This is a genomic window from Microbulbifer donghaiensis, assembly GCF_900129095.1.
Taxonomy (GTDB): domain Bacteria; phylum Pseudomonadota; class Gammaproteobacteria; order Pseudomonadales; family Cellvibrionaceae; genus Microbulbifer; species Microbulbifer donghaiensis.
Genome location: NZ_FQVA01000005.1, coordinates 138,649 through 159,775, shown reverse-complemented (window position 1 = coordinate 159,775; position 21,127 = coordinate 138,649). Strand labels below are relative to the sequence as shown.

The window sequence follows — 21,127 nt, the reverse complement described above, 5'->3', positions numbered from 1 at the left end:
GCCTCCAGTCACCATTGTTGACGGAACCGTACACAATGCGCGAGAGCCTTAATCAAAAAAACAATAATAAGGCGCCGCGCACAAAGGTTAAAAGCCGCAGCAGCAACTTTTAGTCTAAAGCAGTCACGGTCCACTTACATCAGGACCAGAATTCCTGTTGACACATTTTTACAGCAACTGTACTTTTAGGCTCGTGTAATAGCCTTGCGCGCCGGATTTTACCTCTGGCCCCGCTCCTCTCAGGCGGGATCTCAGGCCCCTGGGGCGCAATGCTTTTAAACGACCGAACGACGGGACCACTAACGTCCTTCCACATTCAGGTACTTCCCCCCAGATCGGAAAGTACTGCGAGACGGCTAAATGGCAATGGAGGGCTAACAGTCCGTAAAGTGAGGTTAACTGCAATGAAGATCCAACTTCAGCGCACTAAATAAGAAGAGGCCGATGATGAACGAACAAGCCTACCTGAAACAGGTCCGCGAACTGCACCAGGCCAACTGGCCGCAGGGCGTTCCCCAGACTCCGCTGTATCCGCACGGCGAGAAGCCCGTTACCGAATACCTGGCGGAGTGGGCCAGGATCAACCCGAACAAGCCCGCCATCCATTTCTACGGCTACGATCTCAGCTACGCCGAACTGGATGAACTCAGCACCCGCTTTGCCAACCTGCTGCGCAGCTATGGCGTTCAGCCCGGTGACGGCGTGACCGTGTTCATGCCCAATTGCCCGCAATTCCATATCGCCTTCTTTGGCATCCTCAAGTGCGGCGCCGTGCATATCCCGGTCAGCCCGCTGTCGAAGGAAATGGAGCTGCTGCACCAACTGGGCGATAGCCAGCCGAAAGTCGCGCTCTGTCTCGATGCGCTGCTGCCAATCATGCAGCCGGTGTGCGAAAAACTGGGTATCGAACACCTGCTCGCCACCAGTTACGCCGAGTTGACCCCGGCAAACCCGACCGCCACCCTGCCCGACCTGTTTCTGGCGCCGAAAGTGGAGCTCGCCGCGCCGATCGTCGATTTCCTGCCGGCCGTAAAAACCGCGCCGGCCGAACCGCTCGATTACAGCCCGGGCCTGGATGACCTGGCCGCGCTGAATTACACCAGCGGCACCACCGGTCTGCCGAAAGGCGTCATGCACACTCAACGCAACATGCTTGGCTCCATGGCCGCCTACTACCCGGCGGTGTTCGGCGAGGTCGGCCCCGAGGGTACCGATCAGGTAATGATCAATTTCCTGCCGGAGTTCTGGATTGCCGGCGAGAATACAGGGCTGCTGATGCCGATCTATAGCGGCGCCACCCTGGTGCTGATGGCCCGCTGGGATGCAGTGGCATTTATGGAGCTGGTGCAGCACTACAAGGTCAACCTCTCCATCGTGCTGGTCGACAGTGTCGACGAGATTCTGAACCACCCGGATAAAGCGAAGTACGACCTGAGTTCCCTGAACATCACGCCTTGTATTTCGTTCATCAAGAAGCTGAACCACGACTACCGCCAGCGCTGGCGCGCACTGACCGGCACCACCCTGTTCGAAGTCGCCTACGGCATGACCGAAACCCATACCTGCGACACCTTTACTGCCGGCTTCCAGGACGACGACTTCGACCTGTCCATCGAGCCGGCCTTCCTCGGCCTGCCGGTCCCGGGCAACGAGATCAAGATCTGCGATTTCGAGACCGGCGAGCTGCTGCCGCTGGGTAGCGAGGGTGAGATCCTGGTGCGCACGCCGACGATGATGAAGGGTTACTGGAACAAGCCCGAAGTCAATGAAACCCTGTTCCTCGACGGTGGCTGGTACCGCACCGGCGACCTCGGCATGCTGACCGAGCAGGGCTACTTCCGCTACCTGGGCCGCCGCAAGGAAATGCTCAAGGTGAACGGCATGAGCGTGTTTCCGACCGAAGTCGAGGCTATGCTGGGTCAACACCCGGCGGTGGGCGCCTGCGGCGTTGTCGGCCGCCCGGACGAGAAAAAGGGCCAGGTGCCGGTTGCCTTCCTCACCCTCAAGCCCGGCTTCGAGGAGACCGAAGAGTCACTGCACGACTGGTGCAAGGGTGCCATGGCGGTGTTCAAGGTGCCGGAAATCCGCATCAAGGACCAGCTGCCGATGACCCCGACCGGCAAAATCCGCAAGGTGGAGCTAGAGCAAGAAGTATGAGTAAAGTTTTCGAAAGGATCCTGATCGCCAATCGCGGCGAAATCGCGATCCGCATCGCTCAGACCTGTGCCGATATGGGGATCGCCAGTCTGGCGGTCTTCGCCGAGGACGACAGCCAGTCGCTGCACACAAAGAAAGCCGACCAGGCGGTGCAGCTGAGCGGCCGTGGCGTCAAGGCCTACCTGGATATCGAGCAGCTGATTGCCGTCGCCAAACAGTACGGCTGTGATGCGGTCCATCCCGGTTACGGATTCCTGTCCGAAAACAGCGCCTTTGCGCGCCGCTGCGCCGAGGAGGGTATCACCTTTATCGGCGCCTCCGCCGAGCTGCTGGACCAGCTCGGCAACAAGGCGATCGCGCGCGAAATGGCGATTCGCTCCGACACGCCGCTGACCAGCGGCATCAACAAGGCCTGCACGCTCGCAGAGGTGCAGGCTTTCTTCAAATCGCTCGGCGATGGTGCCGCGGTGATGATCAAGGCGCTCGCCGGCGGCGGCGGCCGCGGCATGCGCCCGGTCACCGACTACGAGCAGCTGGAAAGCGCCTACAACCAGTGCCGCGACGAGGCGACCATCGCCTTCGGCAGCGGCGAGCTGTACGTCGAACAACTGGTACAACACGCCCGCCATATCGAGGTGCAGATCCTCGGCGACGGCACCGGCGAGGTGATCCACGCCTGGGAACGCGAGTGCACGCTGCAGCGGCGCAACCAGAAACTGCTGGAAATAGCCCCCAGCCCGAGCCTCGTCGACGACACACGCATGCCGATCATCGAGGCGGCGCTGCGCCTGGCCAGCGACGTCAAGTACCAGGGGCTCGGCACCTTCGAGTTCCTGCTCGACGCCGACGACCACAGCAACTTCTATTTCATGGAGGTCAATCCGCGGATCCAGGTGGAGCACACCATCACCGAGGAAATCAGCGGACTCAACCTGGTCAAATACCAGATACTGCTGGCCGCCGGCCGGACCCTGTCAGAGCTGGGGCTCACGCAGGCGCCGCCGAAGCTCGGCTGTGCCATCCAGGCGCGTATCAACCTGGAAAAGATGCTGCCCGACGGCAGCGCCAAACCCGCCTCCGGCGTGATCAAGTCCTACCAGGTGCCCAACGGCCACAATATCCGTGTCGACGACTATCTCTACGCCGGCTACAAGGTCAGCCCCAGCTACGACTCGCTCGGCGCCAAGGTAATTGCCAAAGGCGAAGATTACGGCGCGGCGCTGAACAAGGTCTATCGCAGCCTGCAGGCACTCAATATTGACGGCGTCAGCAGCAACAAGACGCTGCTGATGAACCTGTTGCTGCGCGACGAGGTGCAGAACAACCGGGTCAACACCAAATTCGTCGAAGCCCATATCGCCGAACTGCTGAGCGAAGGCGCCCACGACGAGCATTTCTTCGAAGCCGCCGGTGGCGCCGACGAAGAAGTACAGGCCGTGACGATTCCGGCCGGCTGTGAAGCGCTCAAATCGCCGACCGCCGGCACCCTGGTGTGCGTCAACGTCAGCGCCGGCGACGAGGTGCTGGCCGGCCAGGAAATCGCCGTCATCGAGGCGATGAAGATGGAGATCCCGGTCAAGTCCGAGCATGACGGCGTTATCACCGAAGTGCTGGTGCACGAGGCCGGCGATATCATCGACGAACACCAGCTGCTGGCGGTCATCCAGCCGGGCGATGTGTCTCTCGAGCGCGTCCACTCCGAGATGGAAATCGACCTCGACCATATTCGCGACGACCTGGCCGCGTTCTTCAAACGCCGTGACAAGACCCTCGATGCCAGCCGCCCCGAGGCGGTGGCCAAGCGCCACGCCGTCGGCAAGCGCACCGCCCGCGAGAACGTCAACGACCTGGTCGATGAAGGCAGCTTCAACGAATACGGCCAGCTGGCCGTGGCGGCGCAGCGCAAGAAGCACGGCGACGATCTCGACAAGCTGATCGAACTCAGTCCCGCCGACGGCAAGATTACCGGCGTCGGTACCGTCAATGCCGCACAGTTTGGCAGCGAAGCCGCCCGCTGTGCGGTGATGGCCTACGACTACAGCGTGATGGCCGGTTCCCAGGGCTTCGTCAACCACAAGAAAACCGACCGCCTGCTGGAAGTGGCGAAGAAGTGGCGCCTGCCGCTGGTGCTGTTCGCCGAAGGTGCCGGTGGCCGACCGTCCGACACCGACTACCCCGGTGTCGGCTACCTGAACATCCACACGTTTACCGCCCTCGGGGAACTCAGTGGGCTGGTGCCCACGGTCAGCATCGTCGCCGGCAACTGCTTTGCCGGTAACGCCGCACTGTTCGGCGTCTGCGACCTGACCATCGCCACCAAACAGGCCAGCATCGGCATGGCCGGCCCGGCGATGATCGAGGGCGGCGGCCTGGGCAAATGCACCCCGGAAGAGGTGGGCCCTGTATCGGTACAGAGCCCCAACGGCGTGATCGACGTACTGGTGGAAGACGAGGCCGAAGCCGTGGCAGTGGCCAAGCAGTACCTGTCCTATTTCCAGGGCGACCTGGACAGCTGGGAAAGCCACGACCAGCGCAAACTGCGCCACCTGGTGCCGGAAAACCGCATGGCGGTCTACGACATTCGCGAGGTGATCGAGACCCTGTGCGATGTGGACTCGGTGCTGGAACTGCGCAGGGAGTTCGCCAAGAACATGATCACCGCGCTGGTGCGCATTGAGGGCAAGCCCTACGGCCTGTTCTGTAACGATTCCCGCATCATCGGCGGCGCCATCGACGCCCCGGCCGGCGACAAGCTGGCGCGTTTCATCCAGCTGTGCGACGCCCACGATATCCCGATGATTTCCCTGGTGGACACGCCCGGATTCATGGTGGGTCCGGAGTCGGAGAAAAACGCCACCGTGCGCCACATTTCCCGTATCTTCGTCCACGCGGCCAATATGACCGTGCCACTGTTTACCGTGGTACTGCGCAAGTGTTACGGCCTCGGCGCCCAGGCAATGGCCGGTGGCGGTTACTCTGCACCGGTGTTCTCGGCCTCCTGGCCGAACGGCGAGTACGGCGCCATGGGGATCGAAGGCGCGGTGCGCATTAGTGCCAAAAAGATGCTGGACGCGATCGAGGATCCGGAAGAGCGCGAAGCGACCTTCCGCGCGATGGTCGACAAGATGTACCAGAACGGCAACGCGATGAATGCGGCCAGCTACCTGGAGATCGACGCGGTGATCGACCCGCTGGAGACCCGTGACTGGATCGCGCGCGGCCGCGCCTGCACGCCGACGCCGTCCCGCCGCGACGGCAAGAAGCGCCCCTGTATCGATACCTGGTAATCGGAAAATCCTGCCGGGTTTAGTGCAGATCCCGCACCGCATCGGTGACGGGATCTGGAACCTTCGATGCCACGGATGGCATCACAGGCGGCAATTTCATACCGATCTTGCGCTACCGCCTGTGTCATCTGCTGCGCGGCACCCCGTCTCCTGAGCCCCATCCCTGAGCCCCACCCCTGAAAATCTGGATCTCACGGCTTTCCCGTGGCCAGGACGCTGGAAAACCTTACCTCCCGGTATCAGTAGAATCCGACACTAGCGAAGCTGGGCCGGCGTCAGGATTAGCATCGCGACAAGCGTCGCAACTATAAAAAGCCAAGTGCCTAGTGCCCAGTTAGAGCGGCTGCGAGAACACAGGATGATCAACAAGATCACCGCCAGCACCATGTCCTCCAGGTTGCCGATATACCAGTAGTCGACGCCGTAAAGGCGGTGGTTGATGACGACGGCCAAAAGGAAAAAAAGCGCGAGAAACAGCAGCGCCCAGCGCCCGTCCCGCTGAAACAGTTCGAACAGCCCGAGATCGTGATCGTGCGCCCGGGGCACCACTGTACAGGCCGCCGCAAACAGGAACAGAACGCCCAATAGCTGAATGGCGAAGTCGACAATATCCCAGGCTGCCTCGAACTCCCTGAGCCCATAAATCGCCCAAATTGTCTGCACCAGCCACACCAGCACCAGTAAGGCCCAGGTCAGCGGAACCCAGTGCAGGCGCGAAATGTGTCGGCGCAGAAAAGCGCCGGCGACATCGCTAACGATACGGGTCACGCCCAGCACGAGAATCAAGATGAAAGTGATGGAGAGGTGTTCAAATGTATTCACGATTTCAATGGATCCTTGGCGGCCGGGCTGCGCGACAAAGCCACCTCCAGGTTAATCGAGCATAAGAAAAGCATAGCGCCTGCGGTCCGCGGCAGATTTGTGTCGCATAACAGCCGCAACCCGACATATTGGTTCAGTCAAGTTAAACAAATAATTAAGCCGTCATTTTTCCCGCACCCCTATAGCGCGGATAGCTGGGCAGTCAAATGGCCGGATCAGACCCAGTCTTCGTCGTGCGAAATCACCGATATTCCCTTCACGTTGGATCCTGCGCATGGATTGGATGGCCGCAGATCAAACCGGTTTGACAGCCCTCATGGGCAAAACTAGGTTGATTAATCACTGCTCAGAGCATTTCTCCCACGGATGGGTTTCCGATGAGTCACTTTCTCGACCGCCTTACCTTCTTTCGCCAACACACCGAAAAATTCTCCGACGGGCATGGCATCGCCACCGACGAATCGCGCGACTGGGAAGACGCTTATCGCAAACGCTGGGCCGCCGATAAAATCGTGCGTTCGACCCACGGCGTGAATTGCACCGGATCCTGCTCGTGGAAAATTTATGTGAAAGGCGGCATCGTCACCTGGGAAACGCAGCAGACCGATTATCCGCGCACGCGCCCGGACCTCCCCAATCATGAACCGCGCGGCTGCCCGCGCGGCGCCAGTTACAGCTGGTATCTCTATTCGGGCACCCGGGTGAAATACCCGCTGGTGCGGGCACGACTGGTCGAAGCCTGGCGCGCCGCGCGGGCGACAAAATCACCGGTTGCGGCCTGGCGCTCCATCGTTGAGGACGCGCCCACCCGCGACAGCTGGGTATCGCGCCGGGGCCGCGGTGGTTTCGTGCGCATTGACTGGGATGAAGTGACCGAGCTGATTGCGGCGGCCAATGCCTATACGATTGAGAAGTACGGGCCGGACCGGGTGGCCGGCTTCTCGCCGATTCCGGCGATGTCGATGGTTTCCTACGCCGCCGGCGGCCGTTACCTGTCATTGATCGGCGGCGCACTGCTGAGTTTCTACGACTGGTACTGCGACCTGCCGCCCTCCTCCCCCCAGACCTGGGGCGAACAGACCGACGTCCCCGAGAGCGCCGACTGGTATAACTCCGGTTACCTGCTTGTGTGGGGTTCCAACATTCCCCAGACCCGCTCCCCGGACGCGCACTTTTACAGCGAGGTGCGCTACAAGGGCACCAAGAGTGTGGTCGTGTCCCCGGACTACAGCGAAGCCTGCAAGTTTGCCGACCTGTGGCTGCATCCCAAGCAGGGCACCGATGCCGCACTGGCGCTCGCCCTCGGCCATGTGGTTCTCACCGAATTCTATGTGAAGCGGCAGGTCCCCTACTTTGTCGACTATGCGCGACGCTACTCCGACCTGCCCTTCCTGGTGAAGCTGGTCGAGCGCGACGGCCGCCTGGTGGCGGACCGCCTGTTGCGGGCCGCCGACTTTGCCGATGCGCTGGGCGAAAGCAACAATCCGGACTGGAAGCCGGTTGCCTTCGATGAAAACAGCGGCGGCGTCGTCTGCCCGGCAGGCAGCGCCGGTTTCCGCTGGGGGCAGCAGGGCAAATGGAACCTGGAAGAAAAGGATGGCCAGGGCCGGGATACCAAACTGCTGCTGAGCCTGGAAGGAATTACCGACAACCGGGAGGCCGTCGCCTTCCCCTACTTCGGCGCCGACGCGCCGGAAACTTTTGTGGCCACGGCGCACGATACGATTCTGAACCGCAACGTGCCGGTAGCTACTGTCGAGCTGAAAGATGGCCCCTGTCGTGTCGCCTCGACGTTCGATTTGTTCCTCGCCAACTATGGCGTGGATAGAGGATTCGGTGGCGACAATGTGGCGCAGAGTTTCGATGACGATGTGCCATTCACCCCCGCCTGGGCCGAATCGGTTTGCGGTGTCAAACGCGACGCAATTGTTCATGTCGCCCGCGAGTTCGCCGACAACGCGGAGAAAACCGAAGGCCGTTCCATGGTGATTGTGGGCGCCGGCCTCAATCACTGGTACCACATGGACATGAACTATCGCGGCATCATCGCCCTGCTGGTTATGTGCGGCTGCTGTGGTAAGTCCGGTGGCGGCTGGGCACATTATGTCGGCCAGGAAAAGCTGCGGCCGCAAACCGGCTGGCTGCCGCTGGCGTTCGGTCTCGACTGGACGCGCCCGCCCCGCCATATGAATGGCACGTCCTTTTTCTACGCCCACACCGATCAGTGGCGTTACGAATCGCTGAAGGTTTCCGACATCCTGTCACCGCTCGCGCCCGAGGGTGACTGGGACCACGCGATGATCGACTACAACGTGCGCGCCGAGCGCATGGGCTGGCTGCCCTCCGCACCGCAACTGCAGGCCAACCCGTTACAGGTAGCCAAGAAGCTCAAGGAAGCTGACCTATCTCCGAAGGACGCCGTCCCGCAGATGCTGAAGTCCGGCGAACTCACTTTTGCCTGCGAGGATCCGGACAACCCGCAGAACTGGCCGCGCAACATGTTCTTCTGGCGCTCCAATGTGCTGGGTGCCAGCGGCAAGGGACACGAGTACTTCCTCAAGCATTTTGTCGGTTCCCTGCACGGTGTCGTCGGCACCGAGGAGAGCAACGAGGTCGTGCGGCCCACGGAGGTGGCGTGGCACGATGAAGCGCCCACCGGCAAGCTGGACCTCATGGTCAATATCGATTTCAGGATGTCGACCACCAGCCTCTACTGCGACATAGTGCTGCCGACGGCAACCTGGTACGAAAAGCACGACCTGAACACCTCAGATATGCACCCGTTTATTCACCCCCTCACCGCGGCGGTCGACCCGGTGTGGGAGTGTCGCAGCGACTGGGATATTTTCAAAAGCATCGCGCAGAAATTCTCCGAGGTCTGCCCGGAGGTGCTGGGTGTCGAGCAGGACCTGGTGATGACGCCGATCCAGCACGACGCCCCCGCAGAAATAGCGCAGCCCTACGAACCCCAGGACTGGAAGCGCGGCGAATGCGAACCTGTACCGGGCCGCACCATGCCCGATGTCGCCGTGGTGGAGAGGAACTACCCCGCCACCTACCAGCGCTTTATTTCCCTGGGTCCGCTGCTGGAGGAGAAAGGCAACGGCGGCAAGGGACTCAGCTGGAATACCGACACCGAGGTCGCCAACCTGGCCAGCCTCAACGGCACCATCCACGATGGCGAGTGCGCCGGCCGCCCGAAAATCGAAAGCGACATCGAAGCCTGTGAAGCCATCCTGATGCTGGCACCGGAAACCAATGGCGAAGTGGCCGTCAAAGCCTGGCAGGCGCTGGGCAAGAGTACCGGGCGCGACCACCACCACCTGGCCGAAGGCAAGGAAGAAGAGAAAATTCGCTTCCGCGATGTCGTCTCGCAGCCGCGCAAAATTATCTCCTCCCCCACCTGGTCCGGCATCGAGAGCGAGCACGTCTCCTACACGTCCAATTGGACCAACGTGCACGAGTTGATCCCCTGGCGCACCCTGACCGGACGCCAGCACTTGTACCAGGATCACCAGTGGATGCGCGCTTTTGGCGAGGGCTTTGTCACCTGGCGCCCGCCGATCGACACCCGCTCCGTCAAACAGGTATTGGGGAAAATCCCCAACGGCAATCCGGAAATTCAGCTCAATATCCTCACACCACACCAGAAGTGGGGCATTCACTCCACTTACACGGAAAATCTGATCCTGCTGAGCCTCAACCGCGGCGGCCCGGTGGTATGGATCAGTGAGGTCGACGCCGAAAAGGCGGGCATCGAAGACAACGACTGGATTGAAGCGTTCAATATCAACGGCGCCTTGACGGCCCGCGCCGTTGTCTCGCAGCGCATCATGCCCGGCTCCGCCATCATGTACCACGCCCAGGAAAAAATTGTGAATACGGTTGGCTCGGAAATTACCAGCCAGCGCGGTGGTATCCACAACTCGGTAACACGCATCAACGTGAAGCCGACGCATATGATCGGCGGCTACTGCCAGCTGGCTTACGGCTTCAATTACTACGGCACCGTTGGCGCCAACCGGGACCAGTTTGTCGTCGTGCGCAAAATGAACGAAGTCAACTGGTTCGACAAGGAAGTACACACCTAGCAGACCCAGACTTCAGGTAGCGGATGCCCGATACCTGAAGTTTATTACTGCCGGGATACATACAGTATGGATATCGGTTTTGAACCGCGACAGCACAGGGACATGCGATGAAAGTCCGAGCGCAGATCGGCATGGTATTGAACCTCGACAAGTGCATTGGTTGCCACACCTGTTCGATTACCTGCAAAAACGTCTGGACCAACCGCGAGGGGGTCGAGTATGCGTGGTTCAATAACGTCGAGTCGAAGCCGGGTATCGGCTATCCAAAGGATTGGGAAAACCAGGAGCGCTGGAACGGCGGCTGGATCCGCAAGAAAAACGGCAAGCTGCAACCCCGCGCCGGCTCCAAATGGCGACTGCTGGCCAATATATTTGCCAACCCGGATCTCCCGGAAATCGACGATTTCTACGAGCCCTACACTTTCGAATACGACTGGCTGCAGAAAGCACCGGAACTGCAGGCGCAGCCATCGGCCAAGCCCCGCTCCCTGGTTACCGGTGAAGCCCTGACCAAGATCGAGTGGAGTGGCAACTGGGAAGATGACTTGAGCGGGGAATTCAGCAAGCGCTCCAGGGACTACAACTTTGCCGGCGTGGAAAAGGAAATCTACGGCCAGTTTGAGCAAACTTTCCTGATGTACCTTCCGCGGCTGTGCGAGCACTGCCTCAACCCCTCCTGTCTCGCCTCCTGCCCCTCGGGGGCCATTTACAAACGGGAAGAGGACGGCATTGTCCTGATCGACCAGGATAAATGTCGCGGCTGGCGCATGTGCGTGTCCGGCTGTCCGTACAAGAAAATCTACTACAACTGGTCCACCGGAAAATCGGAAAAGTGCATTTTCTGCTACCCGCGTATTGAAGTCGGTATGCCGACGGTCTGCTCGGAAACCTGCGTCGGCCGCATCCGCTATCTTGGCGTCTTGCTGTACGACGCAGACCGGATTGAAGAAGCCGCCTCGGTCGAGAACGAAAAAGACCTCTACCAGGCGCAGCGGGATATTTTCCTCGACCCCAACGACCCGGAAATGCAGCGACAGGCGCGCAGGGATGGCGTACCGCAAGCCTGGCTCGATGCGGCAAAGAAATCGCCCGTCTACAAGATGGCGATGGAATGGGAGGTGGCCTTTCCACTGCATCCGGAATACCGCACGCTGCCGATGGTCTGGTACATACCACCGCTGTCGCCGATCCAGGCCGCGGCCGAAGCCGGTAAGATCGCCGTCAATAACGGCATGCCGGATGTGCAGTCGCTACGCATACCCCTGCGCTATCTCGCCAATATGCTGACCGCCGGCGACGAGGCACCCATTGCCAAGGCCCTCGAGCGCATGCTGGCCATGCGCGCCTACATGCGCGGAAAAACCGTAGCCGGTATGAGCGATGAGAAAATCCCGCAGAGCGTCGGCCTCAGCAGCGCAACCATCGAGGCCATGTACCGTTACATGGCGCTGGCCGCCTACGAGGACCGCTACGTCATCCCCACCAATCACCGGGAATTTGACGAGAACAGCTACCACCTGCGCGGCACTGTGGGATTCGGATTCACCGAGCCGCGCCACGGCAGGACCAAGCACAAGGATGTGTTCGGAGGGCCGAAAAAAATGCCACCCAAACCTTACACGGACGCTCCCTGATGAGAAAGACTCTACGCGCGCTGGCGCATCTGCTGGATTACCCGAGCGAGACCCTGAAGGCGCACATTGCGGAAGTGCGCAAAGCAATCGAAGGCGAGGCATGCCTGTCCGCTGGCAATATTGCCCATCTGGAGCCATTGCTGCAAAAGTTCGAGCGTGCCCCGCTGCTCGACTTGCAGATGCGCTATTCAGCCCTTTTTGACAACTCCCGCGCTTTGTCGCTGCATTTTTTCGAGCATATTCATGGGGAGAACGCCGAACGCGGCCAGGCGATGATCAATCTCGGCGAGGAATACATCGAACGCGGCTATCTGATGACGCGCGATGAGCTTCCGGATTTCATTCCGATGTTCCTGGAATTTATTTCCTGCCTGCCAGTAGACGAAGCCCGTGACTGGCTGTCGCAACCGGCGCATGTATTTGCCGTGTTGAAGCAACGGCTGGATGAACGGGAATCAGAGTACGCAGGTCTGTTCCACCTACTGCTCTGCCTGGCGGATGAGAAACCCGATCCGCAAGCAATTCGCGAACTGCTCGCCCGGGGTCAGGAATCGGAGAATGCCTCCGTCGATGACAGCTGGGAGGAAGAGCCAGTGACTTTTATGGCCGCCCACCATAACAAGCCCGTAAGCAGTATCGTGGCGAAACTTAAAGCCGCGGGCAAACTGATCATGACCTCCCGCGATAACTGAGAGACGCACCCATGAACAGCTTTCTCAATTACCTACTGTTTGGCTGGTATCCCTATGTTGCCCTCACGGTGTTGATCGTGGGCAGTATCATACGTTTCGACAAGGGGCAGTACAGCTGGCGATCCCAGTCGTCCCAGTTCCTGCGCCGCAAACAGATGATGGTGGGATCTAACCTGTTCCACCTCGGGGTACTGGTTCTGCTGTTCGGCCATTTCGTCGGTCTGCTCACACCCATCGGCTTTTTTGACTACTTCGGCATCGGTCACGGTTTCAAGCAGGTCATGGCGCTGGTGGTGGGAGGTATCGCCGGCGTGCTGGCATTTATCGGCTGCAGTATGCTGCTGCACCGCAGGTTATTCGACCCGAGGATCCGGCGCAGCTCATCCAAGGGCGATATTCTGGTACTCGTTTTGCTGTGGCTGCAGCTGTTCCTCGGACTGGCGACTACCATCTGGACCATCGACCACCTGGATGGCAGTGCCATGGTGCTGTTTATGGGCTGGGCACAAGGGGTCATCACCTTCAACCCGCAGGCCGCCGACCTGATCATCGATGCACAGCTGGTCTACAAGCTGCATATTGTGCTGGGGTTGACGCTGTTCCTGGTCACGCCGTTTTCGCGCCTGGTGCATATCTGGAGTGCACCCATCGCGTACCTGTTTCGCCCCGGCTATCAGGTGGTTCGTTCCCGGCGCCTCGGCCGCAAATCAACCACACCGACGACCACAGAATGAGCGCCTGTCATGAGTAAAGACGGCGCCATACCCTACGTCGAGATACCGGTAAATGCGGCTGCGGGCGCGCGTTCAGCGCCCGCGCTGCCATCCGCCTGTGAGACCGGTGGCTGTGGTTGCGCCACACCAACCAGGCAAGCCCCACCGGTGCTCTCTTTCGGCAGGGTTCGCGTCAATGACGTGGAAATTACCGAGGATCAAATCGCGCGCGAGATGCAGAACCACCGCGCCGAAGATGCCGCTACGGCATGGCAGTCTGCCGCGCGAGCTCTGGTAATAAAGGAGCTTTTGCTGCAGGAGGCTACCCGACAGCAGGTCGACGCCAAACCGGAGCAAGGCACCGAAGACCGCATCGAGACCGAACACGATGCCAGGGTCCGAGCACTGCTGGAGCGACAGTTGCCGCCGGCGGCTATTTTCGAGGAGGAGTGCCGCCGCTACTACGATTGCCATATCCATCGGTTCCGTACGCCGGACCTGTTTGAGGCCGCGCACATCCTGATCGAACCCGCTGAAGACAATGAAATCGGCTGGCAGGAGGCGGAGCGGCACGCCCGTGCGCTCGCCGTGGAACTGGGCGACGATGAGCAGCGTTTTGCCGAGGCCGCGAAGGAATTTTCCAGGTGCCCGACGTCCACACAGGGAGGCTCCCTGGGCCAGGTGCGGCGCGGCGAACTGGACCGGGCCCTGCACGACGCCCTCGAAACCCTGTCGGAGGGAAGCACGGCCCGGCAGCCGGTGCGCAGCCGTTTCGGCTGGCATCTGCTGCGCCTGCAGCGGAAGATCTGCGGGCAGACGCTGCCGTTCGAGCTGGCCAGGGAAAAAATCTTCGACATGCTGGAAGCGCGGGCCTGGGTCAACTCAGCATCCCGCTACATTGTTGAATTGGGGCGCCGCGCCAGTATCGAAGGCGTGCAGATAGAGCCACTGTGCATGGAAAGTGAGAACCCTGACCATGAATGAGAAAAAACCGCCCAAGGATGCCCATTTGAACCCGGACCTGCACGCCGAGCGTGACGACACTTACGGTCCGGATCAGCAGGGACACGACCCGATGGACAACGTCTCGGTAGAGCCGGAAAAACATCGGGCCTGGCCGATGATCTGGGCAATAGTGACCGTGCTGTGCATATTGATCACCCTTTACCTGCTTATTCCTTGAGCCGCTGACTTTCGACAGGGACACGTCGCCATGGATTCCTTATCCGCAGTATCGAAATCCGATCAGAACCGCGCGCTGAGTCTCAGCACCATCGCGTTTACCGCCTGCTTCGCGGTCTGGACGATATTCTCGATCATCGGCATCGCCATCAAGGAAGAACTGGGCCTCAGCGAATCCCAGTTCGGCATACTGGTCGCCACGCCGATCCTGACCGGTTCCGTGACCCGCCTGGTACTCGGCATATGGACAGAGCGATACGGCGGCCGCATCGTTTTCTCACTGCAAATGCTGGTCACCGCCATCGCCACCTGGTTGCTGACATTGGTGAACACCTACCCGATGTATCTGCTGGCCGCCCTCTTTATCGGCCTCGCCGGCGGTTCATTTATTATCGGTGTCACCTATGTGTCGCGGTGGTATCAGCCGGAACTACAGGGCACCGCTCTGGGGATTTTCGGTGCCGGCAACGTGGGCGCAGCAGTAACGAAGTTTGTAGCGCCCTTCATCCTCGTCGCCTACGGCTGGCACGCCGTAGCGTATGTCTGGGCCGCAGGTCTCGCGCTGATGGCCGTGATTTTTTATGTGATGGCAAAGGACGAGCCGCAACTGATTGCCCAGCGCCAGTCCGGCGCACCACCGGCAACTTTCGCACAACAATTCGAGCCTCTCGAAGACATCAGGGTATGGCGTTTTTCCCTCTACTACTTTTTCGTGTTTGGCGGTTTCGTCGCTCTGGCACTGTGGATGCCCCACTATCTCGTCGACGTATACGAAGTCGATCTGAAAACCGCCGGCATGGCTGCCGCCTCCTTTTCACTATCGGCGTCGCTGTTCCGCGCTTACGGCGGTCACCTGTCTGATCGCTACGGCGCTCGCTCCGTTATGTACTGGACCTTCGGGTTTTCCCTGTTGTTGCTGCTGATGCTCTCCTACCCGCCGACGCAGTACATTATCCAAAGTAAGAACGGGCCGCTGACCTTCAGCACAGAAATGGGGCTCTGGCCATTCATCGTAACACTGTTCACGCTCGGCTTTTTTATGAGCCTGGGGAAGGCGGCGATCTACAAACACATCCCCATGTATTACCCGCACCATGTCGGCTCCGTCGGCGGACTCGTCGGTATGATCGGTGGCCTCGGTGGTTTTATCCTGCCGATCATTTTCGGTATGGCGCTCGATTTGACCGGTATTTACACCAGCTGCTTCGCCATTCTGTTTGCGATAGTGGTGTTTTCGTTCATATGGATGCATCTGGCTATTCAAGTGGAGGAGCGTCGCGCCGAGACAGGTATTGCCGGTACCGTAGGAGAACCCTCGGAGATAGAGGTAGAAGAGACCTTCGAGGAAGTGAAGAGCGCCGCCGGGGAAAAAGTGCTGGAGGACTGGCACCCGGAAGATCCTGCATTCTGGGAGAGCAAGGGTCGCGCCATCGCCCGTCGCAATCTGTGGATTTCCATTCCCGCGTTACTGCTGGCCTTCGCGGTGTGGATGGTCTGGTCGGTAGTGGTCGCTCGCCTGCCTGCGATCGGCTTCGACTTCTCCGCCTCGCAGCTGTTCTGGCTGGCGGCTCTGCCGGGGCTGTCCGGAGCCACCCTGCGGATCTTTTACAGTTTCATGGTGCCCATCTTCGGTGGCCGCATGTGGACAACGCTATCCACCGCGTCCCTGCTGGTTCCGGCCATCGGTATGGGTTACGCCGTACAGGACCCGAACACCCCGTTTCTGATTTTCCTGATCCTCGCCTTACTGTGCGGCTTCGGCGGCGGCAACTTCGCCTCGTCGATGGCGAACATCGCCTTCTTCTTCCCGAAAAAGGAAAAAGGACACGCGCTGGCGATGAATGCGGGCCTGGGCAACCTCGGCGTTTCCGTAATGCAATTCCTGGTACCGCTGGTAATTACCGTCGGCGTATTCGGCGCGGTCGGAGGCGCTCCCCAGACAACCAGCGAAGGCACCCAGTTGTGGATGCAGAATGCGGGCTTTATCTGGGTACCCCTGATCATTGCATCTACGGCGGCGGCCTGGTTCGGCATGAATGACATCGCCGACGCCCGCTCCAGCTTCAGCGACCAGGCGATTATCTTCAAGCGCAAGCACAATTGGCTGATGTGCATTCTGTATACCGGCACCTTCGGCAGTTTCATCGGCTATTCCGCCGGCTTCCCACTGCTGACGCGGTTGCAATTCCCCGAAGTGGATGCACTGAAGCTGGTGTTCCTGGGCCCATTGGTCGGCGCCCTGAGTCGCGCGGGTAGCGGTTGGGTATCCGATAAATATGGCGGCGCGCGGGTCACCTTCTGGACTTTTCTTGGGATGATTATCGCCGTGCTCGGGGTCATCTACTTCCTGTCGAACAACCAGATGGCCGGGGCCTTCTGGGGCTTTTTCATGTGTTTTATCGCCCTGTTTTTCCTCACCGGTGTCGGCAACGCTTCAACCTTCCAGATGATTCCGGTCATCATGGGCAAGGAGATTCCGCGGCTGATGCCAAGCTTGTCCGGGGACGACCGACAGCGGCAGGTCGATCGGGAGAGTGCGGCCATCATCGCCTTCACAAGCGCTATCGCCGCCTATGGTGCCTTTTTCATTCCCAAGGCCTACGGTACCTCGATCGAACTGACCGGGGGCCCAATGGCCGCGCTGTGGGGCTTTCTCATCTTCTACGCTGTCTGCGTAGTCATCACCTGGCACTTCTATTCCGCCCGCCACGGCATGCTCTACGATGTCGAGCTGGACTCCGGCAAGGGCTAGCACCCATAGAGCACTGGCAGGCTGTTGAACAAGCACTTTTCAGCAGCTTGCGTTTCTGCCAGTTAAGGGACAGCCGCGGAAAGCTGTGCATCAAGCTGTAACTCACCGAGACTCTCACTGCCCCCTCTTCCACAGAAAATTCGACCAGCTGGTCAGATAGTGATTTTCCAGGCGCTTTGGTATTCTGCCGCGCTGACGCCTAGCTCAGGCCAATAACAATCCAGCCCAGAAGTAGAATGAATTCCAAGACCAGCACGGCCGCCGCACAAAAATCCGAACACACCCCGATGATGCAGCAATACCTGCGTATCAAGGCCCAGCACCCCCAGGAGCTGGTCTTCTACCGCATGGGTGACTTCTACGAGCTGTTCTACGACGACGCCAAAAAGGCCTCCGAGCTGCTGGACGTGACATTGACCGCCCGCGGCAAATCCGGCGACCAGCCGATTCCGATGGCCGGCATCCCCTACCACGCGGCGGAGGGCTACCTGGCCCGCCTGATCAAGGCCGGCGTGTCCGTGGCCATCTGCGAGCAGATCGGCGACCCCGCCACCAGCAAGGGCCCGGTGGAGCGCCAGGTGGTCCGTATCGTCACCCCCGGCACCGTCACCGACGAGGCGCTGCTGAACGAGCGCCGCGACAACCTGCTGGCGGCGGCCGCGCTGCTGGGCGATACATTCGGACTGGCACTGCTGGACCTGGCGACCGGTCGTTTCGTGGTACAGGAAGTGGATTCGATCGAGGCGCTGGCGGAACAGGTCCAGCGCCACAGTCCGGCGGAGCTACTGGCGCCGGAGGACCTGACCCTGCCGGCCGAAATCGAGCGCCGCGCCGGCCTGCGCCGCCGCGCGCCGTGGGAGTTCGAGCTGGAAACCGCGCTGCGCCTGCTCAATAAGCAGTTCGGCACCCTCAATTTGGAGGCCTTCGGCTGCAGCCACATGCACGCGGCGATAGTGGCCGCCGGCTGCCTGCTGCAGTACGCCCGCGATACCCAGCGCACCGAACTGCCCCATATTCGCAGCCTGCAGACCGAGAGCAGCGATGACACAGTGGCGCTGGACGGCGCCAGCCGCCGCAACCTGGAAATCGACCTGAACCTGAACGGCGGCGACCAGAACACCCTGCTGTCGGTGTTCGACAGCTGCAAGACCGCCATGGGCAGCCGCCTGCTGCGCCGCTGGCTGAACAATCCACTGCGCCAGCTCACGACCCTGAACAACCGCCAGGACGCCATAGCCACCCTGATCGACGGCTACCTGTTCGAACCCCTGCGCGATGCGCTGAAGCCGGTAGGCGATATGGAACGCATCCTCGGCCGCCTGGCGCTGCGCTCCGCGCGCCCGCGGGATCTCGCGCGCCTCGGCCAGTCTCTGGGGCAGTTCCCGGAAATCCACCAGCAGCTGGCGAGCACCGATGCCGTACTGCTGCAGGAACTGACGCGGGAAATCGGCGAATGGCCGGAAACCGTGGAACTGCTGGAGCGCGCACTGGTGGACAACCCGCCGGTGGTGATTCGCGAGGGTGGTGTGATCGCCGACGGCTACGACAGCGAGCTGGACGAGCTGCGCGCGATCAGTGAAAACGCCGGCGACTATCTGGTACAGCTGGAACTGCGCGAAAAGGAGCGCACTGGCATCCCCACGCTGAAGGTGGGTTACAACCGCGTGCATGGCTACTTCATCGAGATCAGCCGTGGCCAGAGCGACAAGGCGCCGGCCGACTATATCCGCCGCCAGACGCTGAAGAACGCCGAGCGCTTCATTACACCTGAACTGAAGGAATTCGAGGACAAGGCGCTGTCGGCGAAGAGCCGCGCACTGGCGCGGGAGAAAGCCCTGTATGAGCAGCTGATTGACCAGCTGAACCAGTCCCTCGCGGAGCTGCAGGTGGCCGCCGCCGGCGTATCGCAGCTGGACGTGCTCGCCTGTCTGGCCGAGCGCGCCGACAACCTGCGTCTGTGCCGCCCGCAACTGGGCACCGAACCGGGCCTGCACATCGGTGCCGGCCGCCACCCGGTGGTGGAGCAGGTGCTGGACGAGCCCTTTGTCGCCAATGACATAGAGTTGCGCGACGACCGCCGCATGCTGGTGATCACCGGCCCGAACATGGGCGGTAAATCCACCTATATGCGCCAGACCGCGCTGATCGCCCTGCTCGCCCATTGCGGCAGCTACGTGCCGGCGGACTCGGCCCGCATCGGCCTGCTGGACCGCATCTTTACCCGCATTGGCAGCGCCGACGACCTGGCCGGCGGCCGCTCCACCTTTATGGTGGAGATGACCGAGACGGCAAACATATTACGCAACGCGACCGCCCACAGCCTGGTACTGATGGACGAAATCGGCCGCGGCACCAGCACCTACGACGGCCTGTCGCTGGCCTGGGCCTGTGCCCACTACCTGGCGGACCAGGTGCGCGCTTTCACCCTGTTCGCCACCCATTATTTCGAGCTCACCGACCTGCCGAACCAGTGCCCGGAAGCGGCCAATATCCACCTGGATGCCACCGAACACGGTGACGGTATCGTCTTCCTGCACCGCATTCAGGAGGGGCCGGCCTCGAAGAGTTACGGCCTGCAGGTGGCCAAGCTGGCCGGTATCCCGGGCGATGTGCTGGTGGAAGCCCGCACACGCCTGCAGGCACTGGAAGCTGGCGACAAACCGCTTATCGACAGTCCCGCAGTGGCTGAGCCGGCCGATCCCGCGCCACAGGCGGCTGTGCAGCCGCCGGCTGCCAGCGCCTCACCGCAGCAGGTGGACCTGTTTGGCAGCGCCCGCCATCCTGCCGTCGAGGCGCTCGAAGAGCTGGACCCGGACGATCTGACACCGCGGCAGGCGCTGGAGAAACTCTATGCATTGCGACAATTGCTAGAGTAAGCGCCGCGGTGGGCTACATGCAGAAATACTGTCCGGGCTATCGGTTATAAACAGCAAACCAATTCAACTGAAAAGCCACTACAATTCGCGCCAGTAATTGCTAAAATCCGCTGCTTCACCGACTAGTCGCATTACCGAGGGACAAGCATGACATTTGTAATTGGGGAAAACTGCATCAAGTGCAAATACACCGACTGTGTGGAAGTTTGCCCGGTAGACTGCTTCTATGAAGGCCCCAACTTCCTGGTGATTCACCCGGACGAGTGCATCGACTGCGCCCTGTGCGAACCCGAGTGCCCGGCCAATGCGATCTTCTCCGAGGACGAGGTCCCCGAAGACCAGCAGGAATACATTGAGCTGAATGCGGAACTGGCGGATATCTGGCCGAACATCACCGAGAAGAAAGACCCGCTCCCGGACGCGGAAGAGTGGGATGGCAAGAAAGGCAAGCTCGAACTCCTCGAGCGCTAGACCCAGTCACCTGACACCTAAAAAGCCGTCTCTGACGGCTTTTTTTTCACCTCCCCACTCCCCGCCCACTCCCCGCCCACGTGCGCGCCCCGACTCGGGGCAACCATCTTGTACCGATCGCGATCTGGCGCCGAGCCTGGATCGGCGAACTTCTCACGCTATCGTGGAGCACTATGGACTACCATTTCAGTAGATGAGGCAAATGGGGCCCGAGAATATGGGCTCATTTAAGCCTTTCTTCCAGAGCCACAACAGGAGTGACTACGATGTTGCGCTGGGCCGTTATTTTTCTCGTCATTGCGATAATCGCCGCAGTCCTTGGTTTTGGCGGTATCGCCGGGGCAGCGACCGAGATCGCCAAGATTCTGTTCTTTATATTTATTGTGCTGTTCGTGCTGGCACTTATATTCGGAAAAATACGAAAACCTTAGATCTGGCATCGGGTTTTCG

Annotated in this window: 13 protein-coding genes; 12 read left to right on the top strand and 1 reads right to left on the bottom strand. The window is 60.4% G+C overall.

All coding sequences use genetic code 11. The annotated features are described in order from the left end of the window. The first annotated feature begins 444 nt into the window (after positions 1-444). The gene (locus tag BUC36_RS15630; RefSeq protein WP_200797297.1) at positions 445-2,157 is read left to right on the top strand and encodes an AMP-binding protein; all 1,713 of its coding nucleotides are present in this window, start codon (positions 445-447) and stop codon (positions 2,155-2,157) included. Continuing rightward, positions 2,154-5,444 carry a carboxyl transferase domain-containing protein gene (locus BUC36_RS15625; RefSeq protein ID WP_073276865.1) on the top strand — a complete coding sequence of 1,097 codons (3,291 nt, stop codon included), beginning with the start codon at positions 2,154-2,156 and terminating at the stop codon, positions 5,442-5,444. Before BUC36_RS15630 ends, BUC36_RS15625 begins: the two co-directional genes overlap by 4 nt. A 255-nt stretch (positions 5,445-5,699) precedes the next feature. On the opposite strand, the gene BUC36_RS15620 is transcribed toward BUC36_RS15625, so the two are convergent. Then, positions 5,700-6,266, bottom strand: a complete 567-nt coding sequence (locus BUC36_RS15620) for a hypothetical protein (RefSeq protein ID WP_073276863.1) — start codon at positions 6,264-6,266, stop codon at positions 5,700-5,702. A gap of 377 nt (positions 6,267-6,643) precedes the next feature. Here BUC36_RS15620 and BUC36_RS15615 point away from each other — a divergent pair, with 377 nt between their 5' ends. The 10 genes from BUC36_RS15615 (at position 6,644) to BUC36_RS15570 (ending at position 21,108) form a co-directional block, all read left to right on the top strand. Next, positions 6,644-10,357: a nitrate reductase subunit alpha gene (locus BUC36_RS15615; RefSeq protein WP_073276861.1), complete on the top strand. Its 3,714-nt coding sequence runs from the start codon at positions 6,644-6,646 to the stop codon at positions 10,355-10,357. A 107-nt stretch (positions 10,358-10,464) separates the two neighbouring features. Next, complete coding sequence (gene narH, locus BUC36_RS15610) at positions 10,465-11,991, top strand: nitrate reductase subunit beta (protein WP_073276859.1); 1,527 nt, start codon at positions 10,465-10,467, stop codon at positions 11,989-11,991. Further along, positions 11,991-12,683, top strand: coding sequence for a nitrate reductase molybdenum cofactor assembly chaperone (narJ, locus tag BUC36_RS15605; protein WP_073276857.1), 693 nt, complete (start codon positions 11,991-11,993; stop codon positions 12,681-12,683). The genes narH and narJ overlap by 1 nt, the downstream gene beginning before the upstream one ends. Positions 12,684-12,694: 11 nt before the next feature. Then, entirely contained in the window at positions 12,695-13,417 is a 723-nt protein-coding gene (gene narI / locus BUC36_RS15600; RefSeq protein ID WP_073276855.1) for a respiratory nitrate reductase subunit gamma, read from the top strand. Positions 13,418-13,426: 9 nt separating this feature from the next. Then, the gene (locus tag BUC36_RS15595) at positions 13,427-14,380 is read left to right on the top strand and encodes a peptidylprolyl isomerase (RefSeq protein WP_084536148.1); all 954 of its coding nucleotides are present in this window, start codon (positions 13,427-13,429) and stop codon (positions 14,378-14,380) included. After that, positions 14,373-14,579 (top strand): hypothetical protein, encoded by a 207-nt coding sequence (locus tag BUC36_RS15590; protein ID WP_073276853.1) that lies wholly within the window; start codon positions 14,373-14,375, stop codon positions 14,577-14,579. Before BUC36_RS15595 ends, BUC36_RS15590 begins: the two co-directional genes overlap by 8 nt. Positions 14,580-14,609: 30 nt before the next feature. After that, entirely contained in the window at positions 14,610-17,330 is a 2,721-nt protein-coding gene (locus BUC36_RS15585) for a nitrate/nitrite transporter (protein ID WP_073276852.1), read from the top strand. 236 nt (positions 17,331-17,566) lie between these two features. Then, positions 17,567-20,206, top strand: a complete 2,640-nt coding sequence (gene mutS, locus BUC36_RS15580; RefSeq protein WP_073276849.1) for a DNA mismatch repair protein MutS — start codon at positions 17,567-17,569, stop codon at positions 20,204-20,206. Between the two features lie 147 nt (positions 20,207-20,353). Next, on the top strand, positions 20,354-20,677 hold the full coding sequence (gene fdxA, locus BUC36_RS15575) for a ferredoxin FdxA (RefSeq protein WP_073276847.1): 324 nt from the start codon (positions 20,354-20,356) through the stop codon (positions 20,675-20,677). Between the two features lie 266 nt (positions 20,678-20,943). Then, positions 20,944-21,108 carry a DUF1328 domain-containing protein gene (locus BUC36_RS15570; protein ID WP_073276845.1) on the top strand — a complete coding sequence of 55 codons (165 nt, stop codon included), beginning with the start codon at positions 20,944-20,946 and terminating at the stop codon, positions 21,106-21,108. The last annotated feature ends 19 nt before the right edge of the window (positions 21,109-21,127 follow it).

Excerpts from the sequence above, each read along its gene's own strand:
- BUC36_RS15630 (WP_200797297.1), top strand. The coding sequence starts at position 445 with ATGATGAACGAACAAGCCTACCTGAAACAGGTCCGCGAACTGCACCAG.
- BUC36_RS15625 (WP_073276865.1), top strand. The coding sequence starts at position 2,154 with ATGAGTAAAGTTTTCGAAAGGATCCTGATCGCCAATCGCGGCGAAATC.
- BUC36_RS15615 (WP_073276861.1), top strand. The coding sequence starts at position 6,644 with ATGAGTCACTTTCTCGACCGCCTTACCTTCTTTCGCCAACACACCGAA.
- narH (WP_073276859.1), top strand. The coding sequence starts at position 10,465 with ATGAAAGTCCGAGCGCAGATCGGCATGGTATTGAACCTCGACAAGTGC.
- narJ (WP_073276857.1), top strand. The coding sequence starts at position 11,991 with ATGAGAAAGACTCTACGCGCGCTGGCGCATCTGCTGGATTACCCGAGC.
- narI (WP_073276855.1), top strand. The coding sequence starts at position 12,695 with ATGAACAGCTTTCTCAATTACCTACTGTTTGGCTGGTATCCCTATGTT.
- BUC36_RS15595 (WP_084536148.1), top strand. The coding sequence starts at position 13,427 with ATGAGTAAAGACGGCGCCATACCCTACGTCGAGATACCGGTAAATGCG.
- BUC36_RS15590 (WP_073276853.1), top strand. The coding sequence starts at position 14,373 with ATGAATGAGAAAAAACCGCCCAAGGATGCCCATTTGAACCCGGACCTG.
- BUC36_RS15585 (WP_073276852.1), top strand. The coding sequence starts at position 14,610 with ATGGATTCCTTATCCGCAGTATCGAAATCCGATCAGAACCGCGCGCTG.
- mutS (WP_073276849.1), top strand. The coding sequence starts at position 17,567 with ATGAATTCCAAGACCAGCACGGCCGCCGCACAAAAATCCGAACACACC.
- fdxA (WP_073276847.1), top strand. The coding sequence starts at position 20,354 with ATGACATTTGTAATTGGGGAAAACTGCATCAAGTGCAAATACACCGAC.
- BUC36_RS15570 (WP_073276845.1), top strand. The coding sequence starts at position 20,944 with ATGTTGCGCTGGGCCGTTATTTTTCTCGTCATTGCGATAATCGCCGCA.